The organism is Microvirga subterranea (assembly GCF_003350535.1).
Taxonomy (GTDB): Bacteria; Pseudomonadota; Alphaproteobacteria; order Rhizobiales; family Beijerinckiaceae; genus Microvirga; species Microvirga subterranea.
Map to the genome: position 1 here is coordinate 414,658 of NZ_QQBB01000004.1, position 16,772 is coordinate 431,429.

17 protein-coding genes are annotated in these 16,772 nt (G+C 65.8%); 5 read left to right on the forward strand and 12 right to left on the reverse strand.

The features are described from left to right. The first annotated feature begins 54 nt into the window (after positions 1-54). Both DES45_RS12780 and lepA read left to right on the forward strand, forming a co-directional pair. A complete protein-coding gene (locus tag DES45_RS12780) occupies positions 55-1,533 on the forward strand; it encodes a SulP family inorganic anion transporter (RefSeq protein ID WP_114770380.1) in 1,479 nt (492 codons plus the stop codon). 137 nt (positions 1,534-1,670) lie between these two features. Continuing rightward, entirely contained in the window at positions 1,671-3,476 is a 1,806-nt protein-coding gene (lepA, locus tag DES45_RS12785) for a translation elongation factor 4 (protein WP_114770381.1), read from the forward strand. Positions 3,477-3,567: 91 nt separating this feature from the next. On the opposite strand, the gene DES45_RS12790 is transcribed toward lepA, so the two are convergent. The 4 genes from DES45_RS12790 to DES45_RS12805 form a co-directional block, all read right to left on the reverse strand. Beyond that, the gene (locus DES45_RS12790; protein ID WP_114770382.1) at positions 3,568-3,813 is read right to left on the reverse strand and encodes a DUF6894 family protein; all 246 of its coding nucleotides are present in this window, start codon (positions 3,811-3,813) and stop codon (positions 3,568-3,570) included. 654 nt (positions 3,814-4,467) lie between these two features. Further along, positions 4,468-5,250, reverse strand: a complete 783-nt coding sequence (locus tag DES45_RS12795) for an SDR family oxidoreductase (protein ID WP_114770383.1) — start codon at positions 5,248-5,250, stop codon at positions 4,468-4,470. An 87-nt stretch (positions 5,251-5,337) separates the two neighbouring features. Next, positions 5,338-5,766 (reverse strand): arsenate reductase (glutaredoxin), encoded by a 429-nt coding sequence (gene arsC / locus DES45_RS12800; protein WP_114770384.1) that lies wholly within the window; start codon positions 5,764-5,766, stop codon positions 5,338-5,340. Positions 5,767-5,862: 96 nt separating this feature from the next. Then, entirely contained in the window at positions 5,863-6,504 is a 642-nt protein-coding gene (locus DES45_RS12805) for a hypothetical protein (RefSeq protein WP_114770385.1), read from the reverse strand. Positions 6,505-6,644: 140 nt separating this feature from the next. Here DES45_RS12805 and DES45_RS12810 point away from each other — a divergent pair, with 140 nt between their 5' ends. Continuing rightward, positions 6,645-7,481, forward strand: a complete 837-nt coding sequence (locus DES45_RS12810) for a lytic murein transglycosylase (RefSeq protein ID WP_114770386.1) — start codon at positions 6,645-6,647, stop codon at positions 7,479-7,481. A gap of 39 nt (positions 7,482-7,520) precedes the next feature. Here DES45_RS12810 and DES45_RS12815 read toward each other — a convergent pair whose 3' ends face one another. The 6 genes from DES45_RS12815 to DES45_RS12840 form a co-directional block, all read right to left on the reverse strand. After that, entirely contained in the window at positions 7,521-8,609 is a 1,089-nt protein-coding gene (locus tag DES45_RS12815; RefSeq protein ID WP_114770387.1) for a TRAP transporter substrate-binding protein, read from the reverse strand. A 229-nt stretch (positions 8,610-8,838) separates the two neighbouring features. Continuing rightward, positions 8,839-9,012: a DUF1328 domain-containing protein gene (locus DES45_RS12820; protein WP_114770498.1), complete on the reverse strand. Its 174-nt coding sequence runs from the start codon at positions 9,010-9,012 to the stop codon at positions 8,839-8,841. 102 nt (positions 9,013-9,114) lie between these two features. Beyond that, positions 9,115-10,206 (reverse strand): ATP-dependent DNA helicase, encoded by a 1,092-nt coding sequence (locus DES45_RS12825; RefSeq protein WP_114770388.1) that lies wholly within the window; start codon positions 10,204-10,206, stop codon positions 9,115-9,117. After that, positions 10,203-11,084 carry a DMT family transporter gene (locus DES45_RS12830; protein WP_210272319.1) on the reverse strand — a complete coding sequence of 294 codons (882 nt, stop codon included), beginning with the start codon at positions 11,082-11,084 and terminating at the stop codon, positions 10,203-10,205. The genes DES45_RS12825 and DES45_RS12830 overlap by 4 nt, the downstream gene beginning before the upstream one ends. A 454-nt stretch (positions 11,085-11,538) precedes the next feature. Continuing rightward, complete coding sequence (locus tag DES45_RS12835; RefSeq protein WP_147282396.1) at positions 11,539-12,534, reverse strand: hypothetical protein; 996 nt, start codon at positions 12,532-12,534, stop codon at positions 11,539-11,541. A gap of 134 nt (positions 12,535-12,668) precedes the next feature. Continuing rightward, entirely contained in the window at positions 12,669-13,079 is a 411-nt protein-coding gene (locus DES45_RS12840) for a PRC-barrel domain-containing protein (protein WP_114770500.1), read from the reverse strand. 116 nt (positions 13,080-13,195) lie between these two features. Between DES45_RS12840 and DES45_RS12845 the strand changes: the two genes are divergently transcribed. Continuing rightward, complete coding sequence (locus DES45_RS12845; protein WP_342633523.1) at positions 13,196-14,437, forward strand: SDR family oxidoreductase; 1,242 nt, start codon at positions 13,196-13,198, stop codon at positions 14,435-14,437. A 130-nt stretch (positions 14,438-14,567) separates the two neighbouring features. Continuing rightward, on the forward strand, positions 14,568-15,485 hold the full coding sequence (mepA, locus tag DES45_RS12850) for a penicillin-insensitive murein endopeptidase (protein ID WP_114770390.1): 918 nt from the start codon (positions 14,568-14,570) through the stop codon (positions 15,483-15,485). 62 nt (positions 15,486-15,547) lie between these two features. On the opposite strand, the gene msrA is transcribed toward mepA, so the two are convergent. After that, entirely contained in the window at positions 15,548-16,207 is a 660-nt protein-coding gene (msrA, locus tag DES45_RS12855; protein ID WP_114770391.1) for a peptide-methionine (S)-S-oxide reductase MsrA, read from the reverse strand. A gap of 85 nt (positions 16,208-16,292) precedes the next feature. Further along, on the reverse strand, positions 16,293-16,613 hold the full coding sequence (locus DES45_RS12860) for a PetM family of cytochrome b6f complex subunit 7 (RefSeq protein ID WP_147282397.1): 321 nt from the start codon (positions 16,611-16,613) through the stop codon (positions 16,293-16,295). Between the last annotated feature and the right edge of the window lie 159 nt (positions 16,614-16,772).

A 16,772-nucleotide genomic window follows, 5' to 3' on the forward strand; every position in this document is an offset into this window, starting at 1 on the left:
CGGCCGCGCCCGGGACCTTCTAGGCCCTTTGCAGGGCTCCTGAGATCTTTTCACATGACGCATCTTTCCCGCCTCAAGGCCGAATGGTTCCCGAACGTGCGCCGCGACCTCCTCTCCGGCACCGTGGTAGCCCTGGCGCTGATCCCCGAAGCCATCGCCTTCTCCATCATCGCCGGGGTCGACCCCAAGGTCGGTCTCTACGCCTCCTTCTGCATCGCGGTCGTGACCGCCTTCGCGGGCGGGCGCCCGGCCATGATCTCCGCCGCCACCGGCGCCATGGCGCTGGTCATGGTCACGCTGGTGAAGGAGCACGGCTTGCAATACCTGCTCGCCGCCACCCTTCTGACGGGTCTGTTCCAGATCGTCGCTGGAGCCCTGCGCCTCGGCGACCTCATGCGATTCGTGTCACGCTCCGTGGTGACGGGCTTCGTGAACGCGCTCGCGATCCTGATCTTCATGGCGCAGCTGCCGGAATTCATCGGCCAGGGACCGCTCATGTACGGCATGGTGGCGGTGGGCCTCGCTATCATCTACCTTCTGCCGCGCCTGACCAATGCGGTGCCCTCCGCGCTGGTGACCATCGTGCTGCTCACGGCCGTCTCGATCGCATTCGGCTTCGATCTGCGCACGGTCGGCGACATGGGCCAGCTGCCCAGCGACCTGCCCGCCTTCGCGCTGCCCGACGTGCCGCTGACCCTCGACACGCTCCGGATCATCCTGCCCTACTCGCTCACCCTCGCCATGGTGGGGCTCCTCGAATCCCTCATGACGGCCGCGATCGTGGACGAGATGACGGACACGGACAGCTCGAAGAACCGGGAATGCGCCGGCCAGGGCATCGCCAACATCGTGGCGGGCTTCTTCGGCGGCATGGCGGGCTGCGCCATGATCGGCCAGTCGGTCATCAACGTCTCGTCGGGCGGGCGCGGGCGGCTTTCGACCCTCTGGGCGGGCGCCTTCCTGCTCTTCCTCATCCTCGTGCTCGATGACTGGGTGCGCCAGATCCCCATGGCGGCGCTCGTGGCCGTCATGATCATGGTGTCGATCAACACCTTCCAGTGGCGCTCGCTCCTGGCGCTCCGCACCAATCCGAAGAGCTCCAGCATCGTCATGATCGCGACCGTGGTCGTCGTGGTCTTCACCCACGACCTCGCCAAGGGCGTTCTCGTCGGCGTCATCCTCAGCGGCATCTTCTTCGCCCGCAAGGTGGCCAAGTTCTTCAGCGTGTCCTCCGGACGCGAAGGCGACGTGCGCACCTACACGGTGAGCGGCGAGATCTTCTTCGCCACGGCGGAAGCCTTCCATGGCGCCTTCGATTTCCGCGAGGAGGACCTCAGGGCGGTTGTGATCGAGGTCCGGAATTCCCATTTCTGGGACATCACGGGCGTCAACGCCCTCGACCGGGTGGTGCTGAAGTTCCGCCACCACGGCATCCCGGTCGAGATCGTGGGCCTGAACGAGGCCAGCGCCACCCTGGTGGAGAAGCTCGGCACCCACCAGAAGGAGGGCGCCACGCTGGCCGCTGGACACTGAGGCTCCAGAACGGCCCCACGCCCGGCTTCGCCCCTCCCCTCGAGGAGGGGCGGTCAGCTCCCGCGCGGCACCGGCTCCCTTGGCTTTGAGGGGCCACCCTGCTATTGCGGCCTGAACATTCTTATATTTGCAAGATTATGACCGCTCGCACCTTCGACAACATCCGGAACTTCTCCATCGTGGCCCATATCGACCACGGGAAGTCCACCCTGGCCGACCGCCTGATCCAGACGACGGGCGCGCTCTCCGCCCGCGAGATGACGGAGCAGGTGCTCGACAACATGGACATCGAGCGCGAGCGCGGCATCACCATCAAGGCCCAGACCGTCCGGCTGGAGTACAAGGCCCAGGACGGCAAGACCTACATCCTGAACCTGATGGACACCCCCGGTCACGTGGACTTCGCCTACGAGGTCTCGCGATCGCTCGCCGCCTGCGAAGGCTCGCTGCTGGTGGTGGACGCCTCACAGGGCGTGGAGGCCCAGACCCTGGCCAACGTCTACCAGGCCATCGACGCCAACCACGAGATCGTGCCGGTCCTCAACAAGATCGACCTGCCGGCCGCCGATCCTGACCGGATCAAGGAGCAGATCGAGGAGGTGATCGGCATCGACGCCTCCGACGCGGTGCCGATCTCGGCCAAGACCGGCCTCAACATCGAGGGCGTGCTGGAGGCCATCGTCCAGAAGCTGCCGCCGCCCAAGGGCGACCCCGACGCGCCCTTGAAGGCGCTGCTGGTCGATTCCTGGTACGACGCCTATCTCGGCGTCGTCGTGCTCGTGCGCATCGTCGACGGCACCATGAAGAAGGGCCAGACCATCAAGATGATGGGCACCGGCGCCTCCTACAGCCTCGACCGCGTCGGCGTCTTCAGCCCGAAGATGCAGGAAATGGCGCAGCTCGGCCCCGGCGAGGTCGGCTTCTTCACCGCCTCGATCAAGGAAGTGGCCGACACCCGCGTCGGCGACACCATCACGGACGACCGCAAGCCCACGGCCCAGGCGCTTCCCGGCTTCAAGCCCGTGCAGCCGGTCGTGTTCTGCGGCCTCTTTCCGGTCGACGCGGCGGAGTTCGAGAACCTGCGCGCCGCCATGGGCAAGCTGCGCCTCAACGATGCCAGCTTCTCCTACGAGATGGAGACCTCCGCGGCGCTGGGCTTCGGCTTCCGCTGCGGCTTCCTCGGCCTGCTGCATCTCGAGATCATCCAGGAGCGACTGGAGCGCGAGTTCAACCTCGACCTCATCTCCACCGCCCCGTCGGTGGTCTATCACCTGAAGCTGCGCGACGGCTCGACGATCGAGCTCCACAACCCGGCCGACATGCCGGACGTGATGAAGATCGAAGCCATCGAGGAGCCGTGGATCCGCGCCACGATCCTCACCCCCGACGATTATCTCGGCTCGGTGCTCAAGCTGTGCCAGGAGCGGCGCGGCATCCAGATCGACCTCAACTATGTCGGCAAGCGCGCGATGGTCGTGTACGACCTGCCGCTCAACGAGGTGGTGTTCGACTTCTACGACCGGTTGAAGTCGATCTCGAAGGGCTACGCCTCCTTCGACTACCACATCTCCGACTACCGCGAGGGCGACCTCGTGAAGATGTCGGTGCTGGTCAACGCAGAGCCCGTCGACGCGCTCTCCATGCTGGTCCACCGCGACCGGGCCGAGGGCCGCGGCCGCGCCATGTGCGAGAAGCTCAAGGAACTCATCCCGCCGCACATGTTCCAGATCCCGGTCCAGGCGGCGATCGGCGGCAAGATCATCGCCCGCGAGACGATCCGGGCCCTGCGCAAGGACGTGACGGCGAAGTGCTACGGCGGCGACGCCAGCCGCAAGCGCAAGCTCCTCGACAAGCAGAAGGAAGGCAAGAAGCGGATGCGTCAGTTCGGCAAGGTGGACATCCCGCAGGAAGCCTTCATCGCCGCCCTCAAGATGGACAGCTGAGCGTCAAGTCTCCCGTCCAGTGAACTCCGACGGCATGCCGGTCAGCACCGTGCATGCCGTTTTCGTTTCCGCTCCGCCGGGGAGCGCACCGTCAGTGCAGGAGCGTGACCTCCCCGATGAGCTGTTGCAGCGGGAGCGTGAGAAGCACCTGGCCGTCGCTGTCCGTCACGCTGAGCGTCCAGGCGCTCCAGTCGAATTCGGCCGCGTCGTCTCCTTGAGAGACTTCATGAATGGCCTGCAGCGCCTCCCTGCGGGCATCGTGGACGCTGGCGACCTCCACGCCGATCTCGTCGAGCAGGATGCTGTCGCCGGTGCGGAAGTTGAAATGGCAACGCATGGACGGCCTCAGGGATATAAGTGGCGGAGCCGCAAGGCCTGTCGCCGGCCGCGGTGGCGAATGACGAGGGCATTCGCAAACGGCGCTTCGTCCCTGTGCGGGCTCATCGGCTCCTCCATCTATCAGGCCGCTGAATTCAGCGTTTCTTGGAGTATTTCACAACAGGTTCATGCCGGGAAATCTCTTTTGCGTGCGCAAAAATCCTGAACTTGACCTTTGGGAGTAGCAATTACGAAACGATTGTTAAGAAAATAAGGACATTTCTGCCACGAAAAAGGCCAAGTTTACCTTGTGGCGACGCGACGCGTGCCGGCGGAACTTGGCCCTGCACGATGAGTTCACCCCCGGCACAGGGCTTGAACCCACCACCGGTCCGAAGCTGAACCACGATGGGATCTTCACGATCCCGGATCAGATGCGAGTGCGGCTCGGGCTCGGCCCGGTGAAAGTCCAATGAACCGCAACGAAAAGCCAGACATCTCGTAAGGGATGATTCATGTCTTCATCCCTGCGCACGACGCGTCCGACTTTGCCCGTGCTCCTCATCGGCTACGCGCCCATGCAGATGGGCAAAACGCTCCAAGGGACCTGCCTGCCGTGCCGGTCGGGACGGAGCCCGCGCCCGGGAGCGCGGGCGCGGGCTGAGAACGAAGGTCACACGAGCAGCGACTGCGCGCCGTCGATCCACACGGGCGTGCCGGTGATGTGGCGGGCGCGGTCCGACGCGAGGAAGAGCACGAGTTCGGCGACGTCCTGGCTCGTGCCGGCCTCCTTGCCGGTGAGTGGGATGTTCCCTTCCGGGTATTCGGCCGGTACTTCGGCTTCCTCCGTGTTGCGCTTGTCGGTGTTCTCCGTGATCTCGGTGTCGATGCGGCCCGGGCAGACCACGTTCACGCGGATCTTGTGCTGCGCCAGCTCCACCGCGAGCATCTGGGCGATCGCGACCTGGGCGGCCTTGGTGGCCGAATAGGCGGTCGCGCCTGCGCTCGTGAAGGTGCGCGAGCCGTTGATCGACGCGGTGATGACGATGGCGCCGCCGCCCGCCTGCTTCAGATGCGGCACGGAAAAGTGCAGCGTCAGGTAGGTGCCGCGCAGGTTGGTGTTGATCGTGCGGTCCCATTCCTCGGGCTTGAGGTCGTCGATCGGCGCCCAGACGCCGTTGATGCCCGCATTGGCGAAGACGATGTCGAGCCGGCCGAAGGCACCGACCAGATCGGCGACGGCCTTCTTCATTTGCGCCTCGTCGGCCACGTCGGCAACGAGCGGCACGGCTTCGCCGCCCGCCTGCCGGATCTCGTCCGCGGTCTTGCGGATCTCATCCTCGGTATGGCTGAGCACGCCGACGCGCGCGCCTTGCTTCGCCATGAGCAAAGCCGCCGCCTTGCCGATGCCGGATCCGGCGCCGGTCACCAGCGCCACCTTGCCTTGAAGCTCCATCAGATCGTCCTCGTCCTGAAGATTTGGGGAATGACCCTCCTTGAACCTCAGGCGGGAGCGGCTTGTTCCTCCGCTCCGGGTGGAAGGTCACGCCGTCGCCGCGCGTCGTCCGGCGGCGTCGATCACGATCTCGCCATCCTCCTTGCGGAACTCGCCGAGCTGCGGGACAGGCAGGATGTCGAGCACGGCCTCGGACGGTCGGCAGAGCTTCACGCCCGCCGGCGTCACCACGATGGGCCGCTCGATCAGGATCGGATGCTCGATCATCGCGTCGAGGAGCTGATCGTCGGTGAGCGACGGATCGTCGAGGCCGAGCTCCTCATAAGGCGTGCCCTTCCGGCGCAGCACCGCCCGCACGGGAACGCCCATGCGCTGGATCAGCTGGCGCAGGAGAAGCCGCGTCGGCGGAGACTTCAGGTACTCGACGATGTGTGGCTCGATCCCGGCATTGCGGATCAGCCCGAGGGTGTTACGCGAGGTGCCGCATTGCGGGTTATGGTAGATGATGACGTCCATGAAGTCTCTCCTCGATCGCCGCTTCCCGCCATTCTAAGACACATGACGACGCGATCCACACCATGGAAGAGCGATCAGGAGGATTGGGCGATAGGCTTAACCGCGGCAGGCCGCGCCGTTGTTCACCCGGAGCCCGGTGAGGATCCTTCGGCTCAGGGCGTCATGGACCTCACCCTCCTGCACGTCGTGCAGGGAGAGCTCGAGCACCCATTCGTTCGAGAGCGGGACGATCAGCGCATCGACCGTCATTGCGCGCGAGGGCGACGGCAGGCTCGCATCGACCCATGTCGCGCTCCAGCGCGTGGCGCCCGGAGCCGGCGACGTCAGCGACACGGACTGCGCCGGACGTCCGAGCAGGCCTTCGTAGTCGCGCTGGAGGAAGGCGGCGTCCCGATGGGCGAGGTCCGCCTGGGGCAGATCCTGCAGATCGTGAGCCGAGCGCAGGCTGATCTCGAGACGGGCCGGCAATCCGGCGGCCGTCAGGTGGAGGTCGCCGTCCTCGGCCGTCATGCGCCATTCCTGCGGCAGGGAGACGGAGAAGCAGAGGCCCGGCGTCACCCGGCTCGTCAGCCGGGTTTCGCGCGTCGTGGGATCGAAGCGGATGTCGGATGCCTCGTTCCAGGCGTCGCGGCCCGGCGCGAGCGCGCCGGCCTGGGCGAACGACGCGACAGAGCAGGCGAGGATGATGCCCGCAGAAAAGAGAGCGCCCGCTCCCCGGCGCATGCCGATCGCCGTCATCGAACCATCCCTCCGCTACGCTTCCATCCACTCCGGAAACGCGTTCGGGAGCCGGAGGTTGCCTTGCGCTCGAATCTTGGCCTTGAGTTGACCGGTTTCGGCCCTACCTCGCCTTCAGGATCGAACACATCGGGAGAAAGATGATGCCTGCTTTCGCACGCACCGCGTTCATTGCGGCCCTCCTGCTTACCGCCGGACAGGCTTCGGCTGCGACCTGCCGCGACCCGGCGGGCTTCGAGAAATGGCTCGGCGACATCCAGCAGGAGGCGGTCCAGCAGGGCATTTCGCCCCGCGCCGTCCAGGCGGGCCTCGCGGGCGTCACCTTCGACCAGAGTGTGATCAACAAGGATCGGGGCCAGAAGGTCTTCAGGCAGAGCTTCGAGCAGTTCTCCGGCCGCATGGTGTCCTCGTACCGCCTGAAGACCGGCGCCGCCATGCTCAAGCGCCATGCCGGAACGCTCTCGCGCATCGAGCAGCGCTACGGCGTGCCCGCTCCCGTTCTCGTGGCGATCTGGGGCCTCGAGACGGATTTCGGCGCCGTGAAGGGCAACATGCCGGTCATCCGCTCTGTGGCGACGCTCGCCTTCGATTGCCGACGCTCGGAGATGTTCCAGGCGCATCTCTTCGATGCCCTGAGGATCGTCGAACGGGGCGACCTGTCGCCTGCGGAGATGCGCGGCGCCTGGGCGGGCGAGATGGGTCAGACCCAGTTCATGCCGTCGAACTACGTGACGTACGCGGTCGATTTCGACGGCGACGGACGCGCCGACCTGCTCCACAGCCCGACGGACGTGCTCGCCTCCACGGCGAATTATCTGAGAGGGCATGGTTGGGTCAGAGGACAGGACTGGTCGCCCGGCACCGCCAATTTCGCGGCGATCCGCGAGTGGAACAAGTCCCAGGTCTATGCACAGACCATCGCGTATTTCGCCTCCAGGCTCGCCGGCAACGCCACCGAGGCTGCGGCAAGCCAGTGACGCGAGAGCGGGCGCCGCGGCGCCCGCCCCTTTGCTCCGTCAGCCGCGGGCGCGGGCGCGGATCATGAACGTGTCGTAGGCGTATTCCGCCACCTGGAACCACAGGTATTCCTCGCCGCGGAACGCCTTGTAGCTGTCGTAAATCTTCTTGAAATCGGGGTTCTTCGCCGAGAGATCGTCGTAGATCTCGTTCGCGGCCTTGTAGGCCGCGTCCATGATCTCGGGCGAGAAGGCGCGCAGCTGCGCGCCGGCGCCGATCAGAGAGCGGAGCGCCGCCGGGTTCTTGGCGTCGTACTTGGCCTGCGTGTCGACGTTGGCGTAGCCCGCCGCCGCCGTGAAGGCCGCCTGATAGGCCTTCGGCAGCTCGTTCCACTTCTGCAGATTGATGAAGAAGTGGATGGCCGGCCCGCCTTCCCAGAAGCCCGGATAGTAGTAGTACGGCGCGACCTTGTTCAGACCGAGCTTCTCGTCGTCGTAGGGCGCCACCCACTCGGCGGCGTCGATGGTGCCGCGCTCGAGCGACGGATAGAGATCGCCGCCCGCGATCTGCTGCGGCACGACGCCGAGCTTGCCCATGATCTGTCCCGCCAGACCCGCGATGCGCATCTTCAGGCCCTGGAGATCCTGAACGGTCTTGATCTCCTTGCGGAACCAGCCGCCCATCTGGGCGCCCGTGTTGCCGGCCGGCAGCGCGAAGAGGTTGTACTTGGCGTAGAATTCGTTCAGCAGCGCATTTCCGTTGCCGTGATAGAGCCAGGCATTGGTCTGGCGAGAGTTCATGCCGAAGGGAAGGTTGGTGCCGATCGCGAAGGTCGGGTCCTTGCCCACGTAGTAGTACGAGCACGAATGCGTCAGCTCGACGGTGCCGCTGCCGACCGCATCGAGGGCCTGCGGCGCACCGACGATCTCGCCCGGCGCGAAGGGCTGGATGATGAACTTTCCGTCGGTCGCCTCGGCGACGTACTTGGCGAGAAGCTCGCCGCCGCCGAACAGCGTGTCGAGGGACTTCGGAAAGGCCGAGGTGAGACGCCAGCGAATCTCCGGATTGGACTGGGCGATGGCTGGTTTGGCCACGGCACCGGCGGCGACGCCGACGGTGGCGGCCTGGAGGAATGCACGGCGCTTCATGGGCTTCCTTTCATTTTTAAGCTTTCGTCAGCGCCCTGAGACATAAAGTTTCGGTCGAGCGCTGCGAAATGTTTGTAAACGTCGAACAGCCCCCTATAGCGACCTGCCCGAAACGTGACAGGCGGGCGGAAGCAGGGACTTCATGCACTCAACGCATGAGTTGACGTCGGGAGCCCGGGAAGCGTTCGGACTCCTGCCAGGATTGATCGTGTGAATTGGGTTCGACGGCTCAGAAGATCAGCTCGCCGGCGCCCCAGGCCATGAGCAGCAGGATGATGAAGATCACCAGGAAGATGCCGAACAGGATCTTCGAGATGGAGCGCGCCCCGGAGGCGACGCCTGTAAATCCCAAGGCTCCCGCCACGAGGGAGATGACGAGAAAGATCAGTGCCCATTTCAGCATGACGTGCGCCCCGGGAGGAATGACTCGGACGAAGGCATAAGCGCCGCGCCCGGCCAAGGTTCCCACGCGACGGCGTCCTCCCGGCGGCGCACCGCCGGTCCGTCAGACGACGACCGTGACCTTCTCGGCGGCGCGCGTCAGGCCGGTATAGAGCCAGCGGCTGCGGTGCTCGCGGAACGCGTAGGACTCATCGAAGAGCACCAGATTGTCCCATTGCGAGCCCTGCGCCTTGTGGACCGTGAGCGCATATCCGAACGTGAACTCGTCGGACTCGCGGCGCAGGACGAACGGCACCTCCTCCTCGGTCCCTTCGAAGAAGGCCTTGTGCACGGCCACCTCCACGGACCGGCGACGCGCGTCGTCGTCGGGCAGCACGTCCATGCGGATGAAGTCGTTGCGGATGCCCCGCAGGGCCTGGATCGACCACGTGCCGCCGTTGAGCAGGCCCTTGGTCTTGTCGTTGCGCAGGCAGACGAGCTTCTCGCCGGCGGCCGGCATCGGGTCGCGGTAGCCGTTCAGCTCCCGCAGGCGCGTGTTGTAGAGGCGACGGGTCTTGTTCAGCCCGACCAGCACCTGATCGGCCGCCATCACGGCGGCCGCATCGATCTCGCGGCGGCGGATGACGCGGCTCTCGCCATAGGTTCCCGGCTCCAGCCGCCCGCCTTCCCGCACCTTCATCGACATGTGGATGATGGGATCGTCCTTGGCCTGCCGGTGAACCTCCGTCAGCATCACGTCAGGCGCCGCCTCGGTGAAGAAGCCGCCGCCCTTCACCGGCGGCAGCTGCGCGGGATCGCCGAGCACGAGCACGGGCTGTCCGAACGACAGGAGATCGCGCCCGAGCTCCTCGTCCACCATCGAGCATTCGTCGATGACGATCAGGTCGGCCTTCGCGGCCTGGCTCTGCCGGTTGAGCACGAATTGCGGACCGCCCTCGTCGGATTCCCGCGAGCGGTAGATCATCGAATGGATGGTGGATGCGTCCTCGCATCCCTTGGTGCGCAGCACGAGGGCGGCCTTGCCCGTATAGGCCCCGAAGGCGACCTCCCCGTCGACGCCTTCCGCGACGTGCCGCGCGAGGGTCGTCTTGCCGGCCCCGGCATAGCCGAAGAGACGGAAGACGGGCTTGTCGCCGCGGCGAAGCCAGTCGGCGACGGCCTTGAGGGCGGCATCCTGTTGCGGCGACCAAGTCATGCGGTTCTCGTTTCCACGCGCAGGCTGTAGAGGATGCCCACGATGATGCAGGCACTCCCGAGGAAGACGAAGGGATCCAGCGGCTCGCCGTACAGCTGCCAGCCCACCACCGCGATCAGGGGAATGCGCAGGAAGTCGAGCGGCACGACCATGGTGGCGTCTCCATGACGGTAGGCGTTGGTGAGGCAGAAGTGGGACAGCAATCCGCCGACGCAGATGCCCGCGAGGGCAAGCGCCTGCGACGGTTCGATCCGCTCCCAGAATCCCCATCGCACGCCGAGCAGGTTCATGGGCAGCTGGAGAAGGTTCATGAAGAAGAGGATCGAGAAGGTGCTCTCGGTCCGGGTGAGGTGCTTGGTGATGATGCCCACGAGCGCGAACGCGAAGGCCACGCCCAGCATCAGAACGCTTGCGGGCTGCAGCGTCTCGACGCCCGGGCGCAGGATCACGAGAACGCCCGCGAAGCCCAGCACGACGGCGACCAAGCGCCCGCGGTTCATGCGCTCGTGGAGCAGCGGAACGGCAAGCAGCGCAACCCAGGCCGGCGTGGTGAATTCCAACGCGAAGACGGTGGCGAGCGGGAGCAGGGTGAGCCCGAAAGCCCAGCCGTCCGTGCCGGCGAAATGCAGGACGTTTCGCGTCAGGTGCATGCCGAAGCGCCGCGGCTTCAGGCCGGGTCTCAGTTCCGGCTTGAGCGCCGCGAAGCACAGGAGGATGAGGACGCCGGCGGCCGTGCGGATCGACAGCATCTCGAAGACCGAGAAGGTCGGCGCGAGCGCACGCACCGCGACCGCCGTGGCGGAGAAGGACAGGAGGGCGCCGCTCATCCAGAAGACGACGGCGAGAAGGTTGCGATGGGGCACGACGGACCGGAGCATGTGAACGGTCCCCGCTTAGCGCGGCTCGATCATCGCGTGAAGACTCCGCCGCAAACTTCGCATGGTCCCCAGTGACGCGGCAGGGTCGGTCGGAGGCACGAAACCATCGCCTGCAAGTGCCCCAACGTCATACAATCATGCGTGTGATTCTGTCTGCGGTGCGCTCCTGCCGCGCAGCATGCGCCGATTTTTTTCGCCTCCTCGCAAACTTTTTTTTGAGGCACCCCGCAAGTGCGCGTCGAAGTCAGTCGAAGACCGGTCTTCGATCGTCGATCAGAGGATCGACGACATGCACGACGTCGCTCTCCGCGCCGACGCACGGCAGAGCGCGCGCATCACGCAAGCCTCTGACATGAATGACTTTTTCCGAACAGGACGAAACCGCGAAGGAGATCCGCCAGACATTCCGACTTGATCAAGCAAAGACTTGCCGAGTCGCCTGAGAAGGCGCGCTTTATGCGCCGGATAGACAAGTCCTGACGGGTCTCGAAGCCAAAGTATCCACAGAAATCGTACGCGTTCTACTTTCTACACTTTCCGATAATCGGAACCCCCTTGGTATAACGACGTTGCCTTGCAAGCGTGACGGTTGCACGCGAAGGCCCTTGAAGGAGGCGGCTATGCCGACAGACGACAAGTCCAACCCGCTGACAATGCTGTTCACGGGTGACACTGGTGCGACCAGCACCAAGAAGTCCGGTGCGAAGAAGAGCAGCGCTCGCCGCAGCTCGTCCAGCGCCAAGAAGACGGGGGGCTCCACGTCCTCCGCCAAATCCGGTGCCAAGAAGTCCGGCACCTCTACGGCTCGCAAGAGCGCCTCGAAGTCGACGGGCACCTCGTCCCGTTCGGGCGGCACGAAGACGGCAGCCAAGAGCGCGTCGAAGTCCGGCTCGAAGAGCACGGCTTCGCGGAGCTCCGGAACGAAGTCGGCTGCGAAGTCGACCGCTCGTTCGAGCAAGACCGCGGCCAAGTCCTCGACCCGCACGGCGGCCAAGAGCGCCGCGAAATCGGGCACGAAGACTGCCGCCAAGTCGGGCGCGAAGTCCGCCGCCAAGTCCGGCGCGAAGAAGACCGCCGCGAAGAAGACGGCCGCCAAGTCCGCGACCTCGCGGTCCTCGGCCAAGAAGACGGCTGCGAAGTCGACCGCCAAGAAGGCGTCGCCCTCGCGTTCGACCGCTTCGCGCAGCAGCGCGAAGGGCGCGTCGAAGTCCGCCAGCCGTTCGAGCGCCGCTCGTTCGACGGCGTCCCGCTCGGCCGCGAAGCCGGCGTCCCGCTCCAGCAGCCGCAGCGCGGCCAAGGGCGGCACGAAGAGCGCGGCCAAGAGCAGCGCTTCCAAGTCGCGCAGCTCGTCGGGCTCCACCAAGCGCGCCGCCGCCGCCTCGAGCCGCACCTCCTCGACCAAGAAGTCGGGCACGGTCGGCACGAAGCGTTCGTCCGGCAGCTCTCGCAAGGGCGGCTCGTCCAAGCGCTGATGCCACATGCCGCAAGCGCCGGGACGGAGGCCTCCTCCGTCGCCCGGCGCTGCGGCACAAAAAATCGCCCGGCGAAAGCCGGGCGATTTTCATTCGGGGTTCCGGCTTCCGGTTACCGTCCGGTGCTCATCGGGTCGCTCTCGCCCCAATAGGGGGTGGCGTTATAGTACCGGTGAACGTGCTCTTCCCATTCCCGGTCGTACGATGCGTCATGGCCTTCGGCCGTCCGGCGCGGGGCGCCGCGAAGCTGGTCTTCGGTGAGGTTGAGCTCATAGGCATCGAGCTGGGTATTGTACTTCAGGACGCTCCAGGGCAGCGTGTAGTACTCCTCGCCAAGCCCCATGAACCCGCCGAAGCTCATGACCGCATAAGCGACCTTTCCGGACCGCTTCTCGATCATCACGCGCTCGATCGTCCCGATCTTGTCGCCGTCGGTACGGCGGACCGGAGTTCCCTCGACCTTATCGCTGGCGATCAGGTTATGGGTCTCGCGAACGTCGCCGCTCTGTGCCGTCGTCTGCATCATCTCGCTCCCTCTCGTCTAGAGATACCAAGGCAACGCTCAGGCGAAAAAACCGGTTCCGGTTCGCTTCCCTTGCGCTCCTTGGCTTTCAGCCGCTGCCGGCGGGAGCGCAGCCCATGGCCAAGCGTCGCCTTAGGAACTGCGGCGACGACCTGACGTTGACCCGCATTTGCTGGGACAAGAAGGAGAGAGACATGGTCGGTCGCCAGAAACGCGTCGAAGAGCAGGTCGTCGTCATCACGGGCGCATCGAGCGGCATCGGTCTCGCGACCGCGCGGATGTTCGCGTCGCGGGGCGCCAGAGGGCTGGTTCTCGTCGCGCGCAACGAGGAGGCGCTTCGCAGCATCGCGGACGAGTTGAGCCATGGAGGAACGCGCGCGATCGCCGTCCCGGCCGACGTGAGCAAGCGCGAGGACCTGGAGCGGGTTGCCCGCACGGCCATCGAGACGTTTGGAGGCTTCGACACCTGGGTGAACGATGCGGCCGTCGCGCTGTACGGCAAGCTGGAGCAGATCCCGATCGAAGACCAGCGCCAGCTCTTCGAGGTGAATTACTGGGGCCTCGTGAACGGCTCCCTCATCGCCGCGCAGCACCTGCGCAACCGCGGCGGCACCATCGTCAACGTCGGCAGCGTGCTGTCCGAGAGGGCCATGATCCTGCAGACCCAGTACTCGGCCTCCAAGCATGCCGTGAAGGGCTTCACCGACGGCCTGCGCATGGAGCTGGAGGAGGACGGCGCGCCGGTCTGGGTGACGCTGATCAAGCCCTCCTCCATCGACACGCCCTATGTGGAGCATGCCCGCAACTATCTGGGCAAGGAGACGACGGTTCCGCCGCCGGCCTACGATCCACATCTGGTCGGCAAGGCGATCGTCTTCGCGTCCGAGCACCCGCGGCGCGAGCTGACCATCGGTTTCGGCGGATGGGTGATCGGCGCCATGGGCAAGGTCGCGCCCCGCCTCACCGACAAGGCGATGGAGTGGACCGGATACTCCTCGCAAACGACCAACCAGCCCGAGCGCGGGGAAATGCGCGACAATCTCTATCGCGCCCGCCAGGATGGCGACGAATACTCGTCCCTGCCGCGCGAGGCCCGCAAGACGAGCCTGTTGCTCGAAGCGCAGCTCCATCCGTTCGTGACGGCCCTGGCCGTGGCAGGGATCGGCGCCGCCATCGCGTCGCTCCTGCTTCCCGTCGGGAGCAGCGCACGCCGCCGCCGTCCGATGCGTCCGCAGCCCCCGTTCCAGCCGGTGACCTCGACGCGTCATCTCGGCAACGGGCATGACAAGCGCAGCTTCGGGCCGGGTCATATCTCCCAGCGCCAGACGGCCTCGCAGCGTCCGCAGCCGCGGCATTGACGGAGTGCGGGCCGGCCGCGAGGCCGGCCCTTCCAAAACCACTCTCGCCTCCCCTTCCCTTAGGACAAGCGACATGATGCGGCGGCGGAACGCCATTCCGCCAGATCGCGTGGCGCGCTAGCTTTCCCGCATGAAGCCGATTCGACACCTTCTGCTCGCCTTCGCGCTCGCGTCCGCCTTCGGCGGATCCGCATCCGCTCAGGACAAGGGCACCCTCACCCCGAAGCCGCTCCCGCCCCTCACGAACCCGAACGATCCATCGCTCCCGGCGAAGGAGCTGTTCGGCCGTCGCGATAAGCCCGCGGCCCTTCCGCCGGAATCCATCGGCGGATATGCGCGCGGATGCGTCGCCGGCGCAGCGGCGGTTCCGATCGATGGAGACAACTGGCAGGTCATGCGGCTGTCGCGAAACCGCAACTGGGGCCATCCGCGCCTGGTCGAGATGGTGCAGCGGCTGGCCTCCCGCGTTCCGCAGATCAACGGCTGGCCGGGGCTCCTCGTTGGCGACATCTCGCAGCCACGCGGCGGCCCGATGCTGACGGGCCACGCCTCGCACCAGCTCGGACTCGATGCCGACATCTGGCTGACGCCGATGCCCGACCGTCGCCTGACCCGCGCGGAGCGGGAGGAGATGTCGGCCACGAACATGGTGCGCGAGGACCGTCTCGACATCGATCCGAATGCCTGGACGCCGCAGCACGCGGCGCTTATCCGCGCGGTCGCCAAGGAGAAGGACGTCGCCCGCATCTTCATCAATCCGGCTATCAAGAAGGCGCTGTGCCGCGAGGCCGGCGAGGACCGGGCCTGGCTGTCGAAGGTGCGCCCCATGTGGGGCCACGACTATCACTTCCACATCCGTCTTGCCTGCCCGAACGGCGATGGCTCCTGCTCCGATCAGGACCCGCCCCCGCGCGGCGACGGCTGCGGCGAGGAGCTCTCCCGCTGGTTCACCCGCGACATGCTGTTTCCGAAACCTGGAAAGCCGCGTCCGCCCCTGACCATGGCGCAACTCCCGTCCGAGTGCCGGCGCGTCCTGGCGGCGCCCTAGAACGGATTGGAGACGGGTTCTGGCGCCGACCTCCGGCCCTTCCGGGCCGGAGCCGCGGCGTCTCAGCCGGCGGCGACGCCGGTCCCGATCTGGCAGGTCACGCCGGTGCCGCCCAGGCCGCAATAGCCGCCAGGGTTCTTCGCCAGATATTGCTGGTGATAGTCCTCGGCGAAGTAGAAGGGCGGCGCGGCCACGATCTCGGTCGTGACGGGTCCGTAGCCCTGCCCAGCCAGAGCCCGGCCATAGGCTTCCTTGGAGGCTTCGGCCGCGCGGTGCTGCTCCTCGTCGAACACGTAGATCCCCGAGCGGTACTGGGTGCCGACATCGTTGCCCTGGCGCATGCCCTGCGTCGGATCGTGATTCTCCCAGAAGGTCCTCAGAAGGTCCTCGTAGGAAACCTTGGCCGGATCGTAGACCACGAGCACCACCTCGTTGTGGCCGGTCAGGCCGGAGCAGACCTCCTCGTAGGTCGGGTTCGGCGTGACGCCTCCCGCATAACCCGCGGCGGTCACCCAGATGCCGTCGCCCATCTGCCAGAACTTGCGCTCGGCGCCCCAGAAGCAGCCGAGCCCGAACAGGGCCTGCTTCATGCCGTTCGGATAGGGGGGCTTGAGAGCCCGCCCGTTGACGAAGTGATCCTCGGCCGTGGGAATGGGGGTCTGACGCCCCGGCAGGGCCTCGGCCTGGGTCGGAAGGGAGGTTCGCTTCAGGAAGTTGAACATGGGGCTTCGCCTCGTTGTGCCCCGATTATGTAGGTGCTCCCGCCTGTGACGGGAGACCGGCCGGCGTCAAAAATCCGTGAGAGCCTCAGCGGCCAGCCGCATAGCCGATCGGCTCGACCGAGCGCTGCCCGACCCAAAGAAGGAAGCCCCCCACAAGAAAGGCCGTCAGGGACGCGGGAAGCTGGAGCAGATGGACCATGAGCGGATCCCACAGCCAGGCGTAGGACGGCTGCGCGATCCGGCTCTCGAGCCCCGTCAGTCCTCCCGGCACGGTGGTGCTCACCAGTCCTCCGAGAGACAGGAACGAAATAGCGTTGTTGACGATCGACCGGGTTCCGTCGATCACGAGGCCGATGAAGCCGGCGGCGACGAGGAGGAGACCCAAACTGCGAGCGAGGAACTTCAAGACGCACCTATCTGAACGGATAGGCTTACACTAGGGCGTTTCCCCCGTTTGGGAAAGGAGGCGACATAACTTCTCACAAGTTGGATCTTGCATTTCCCTGCCGTTTGGAGATACACGGACCGCTCCGCAGGATATGCGGAGCCGCCCGAGCGCCGCCAA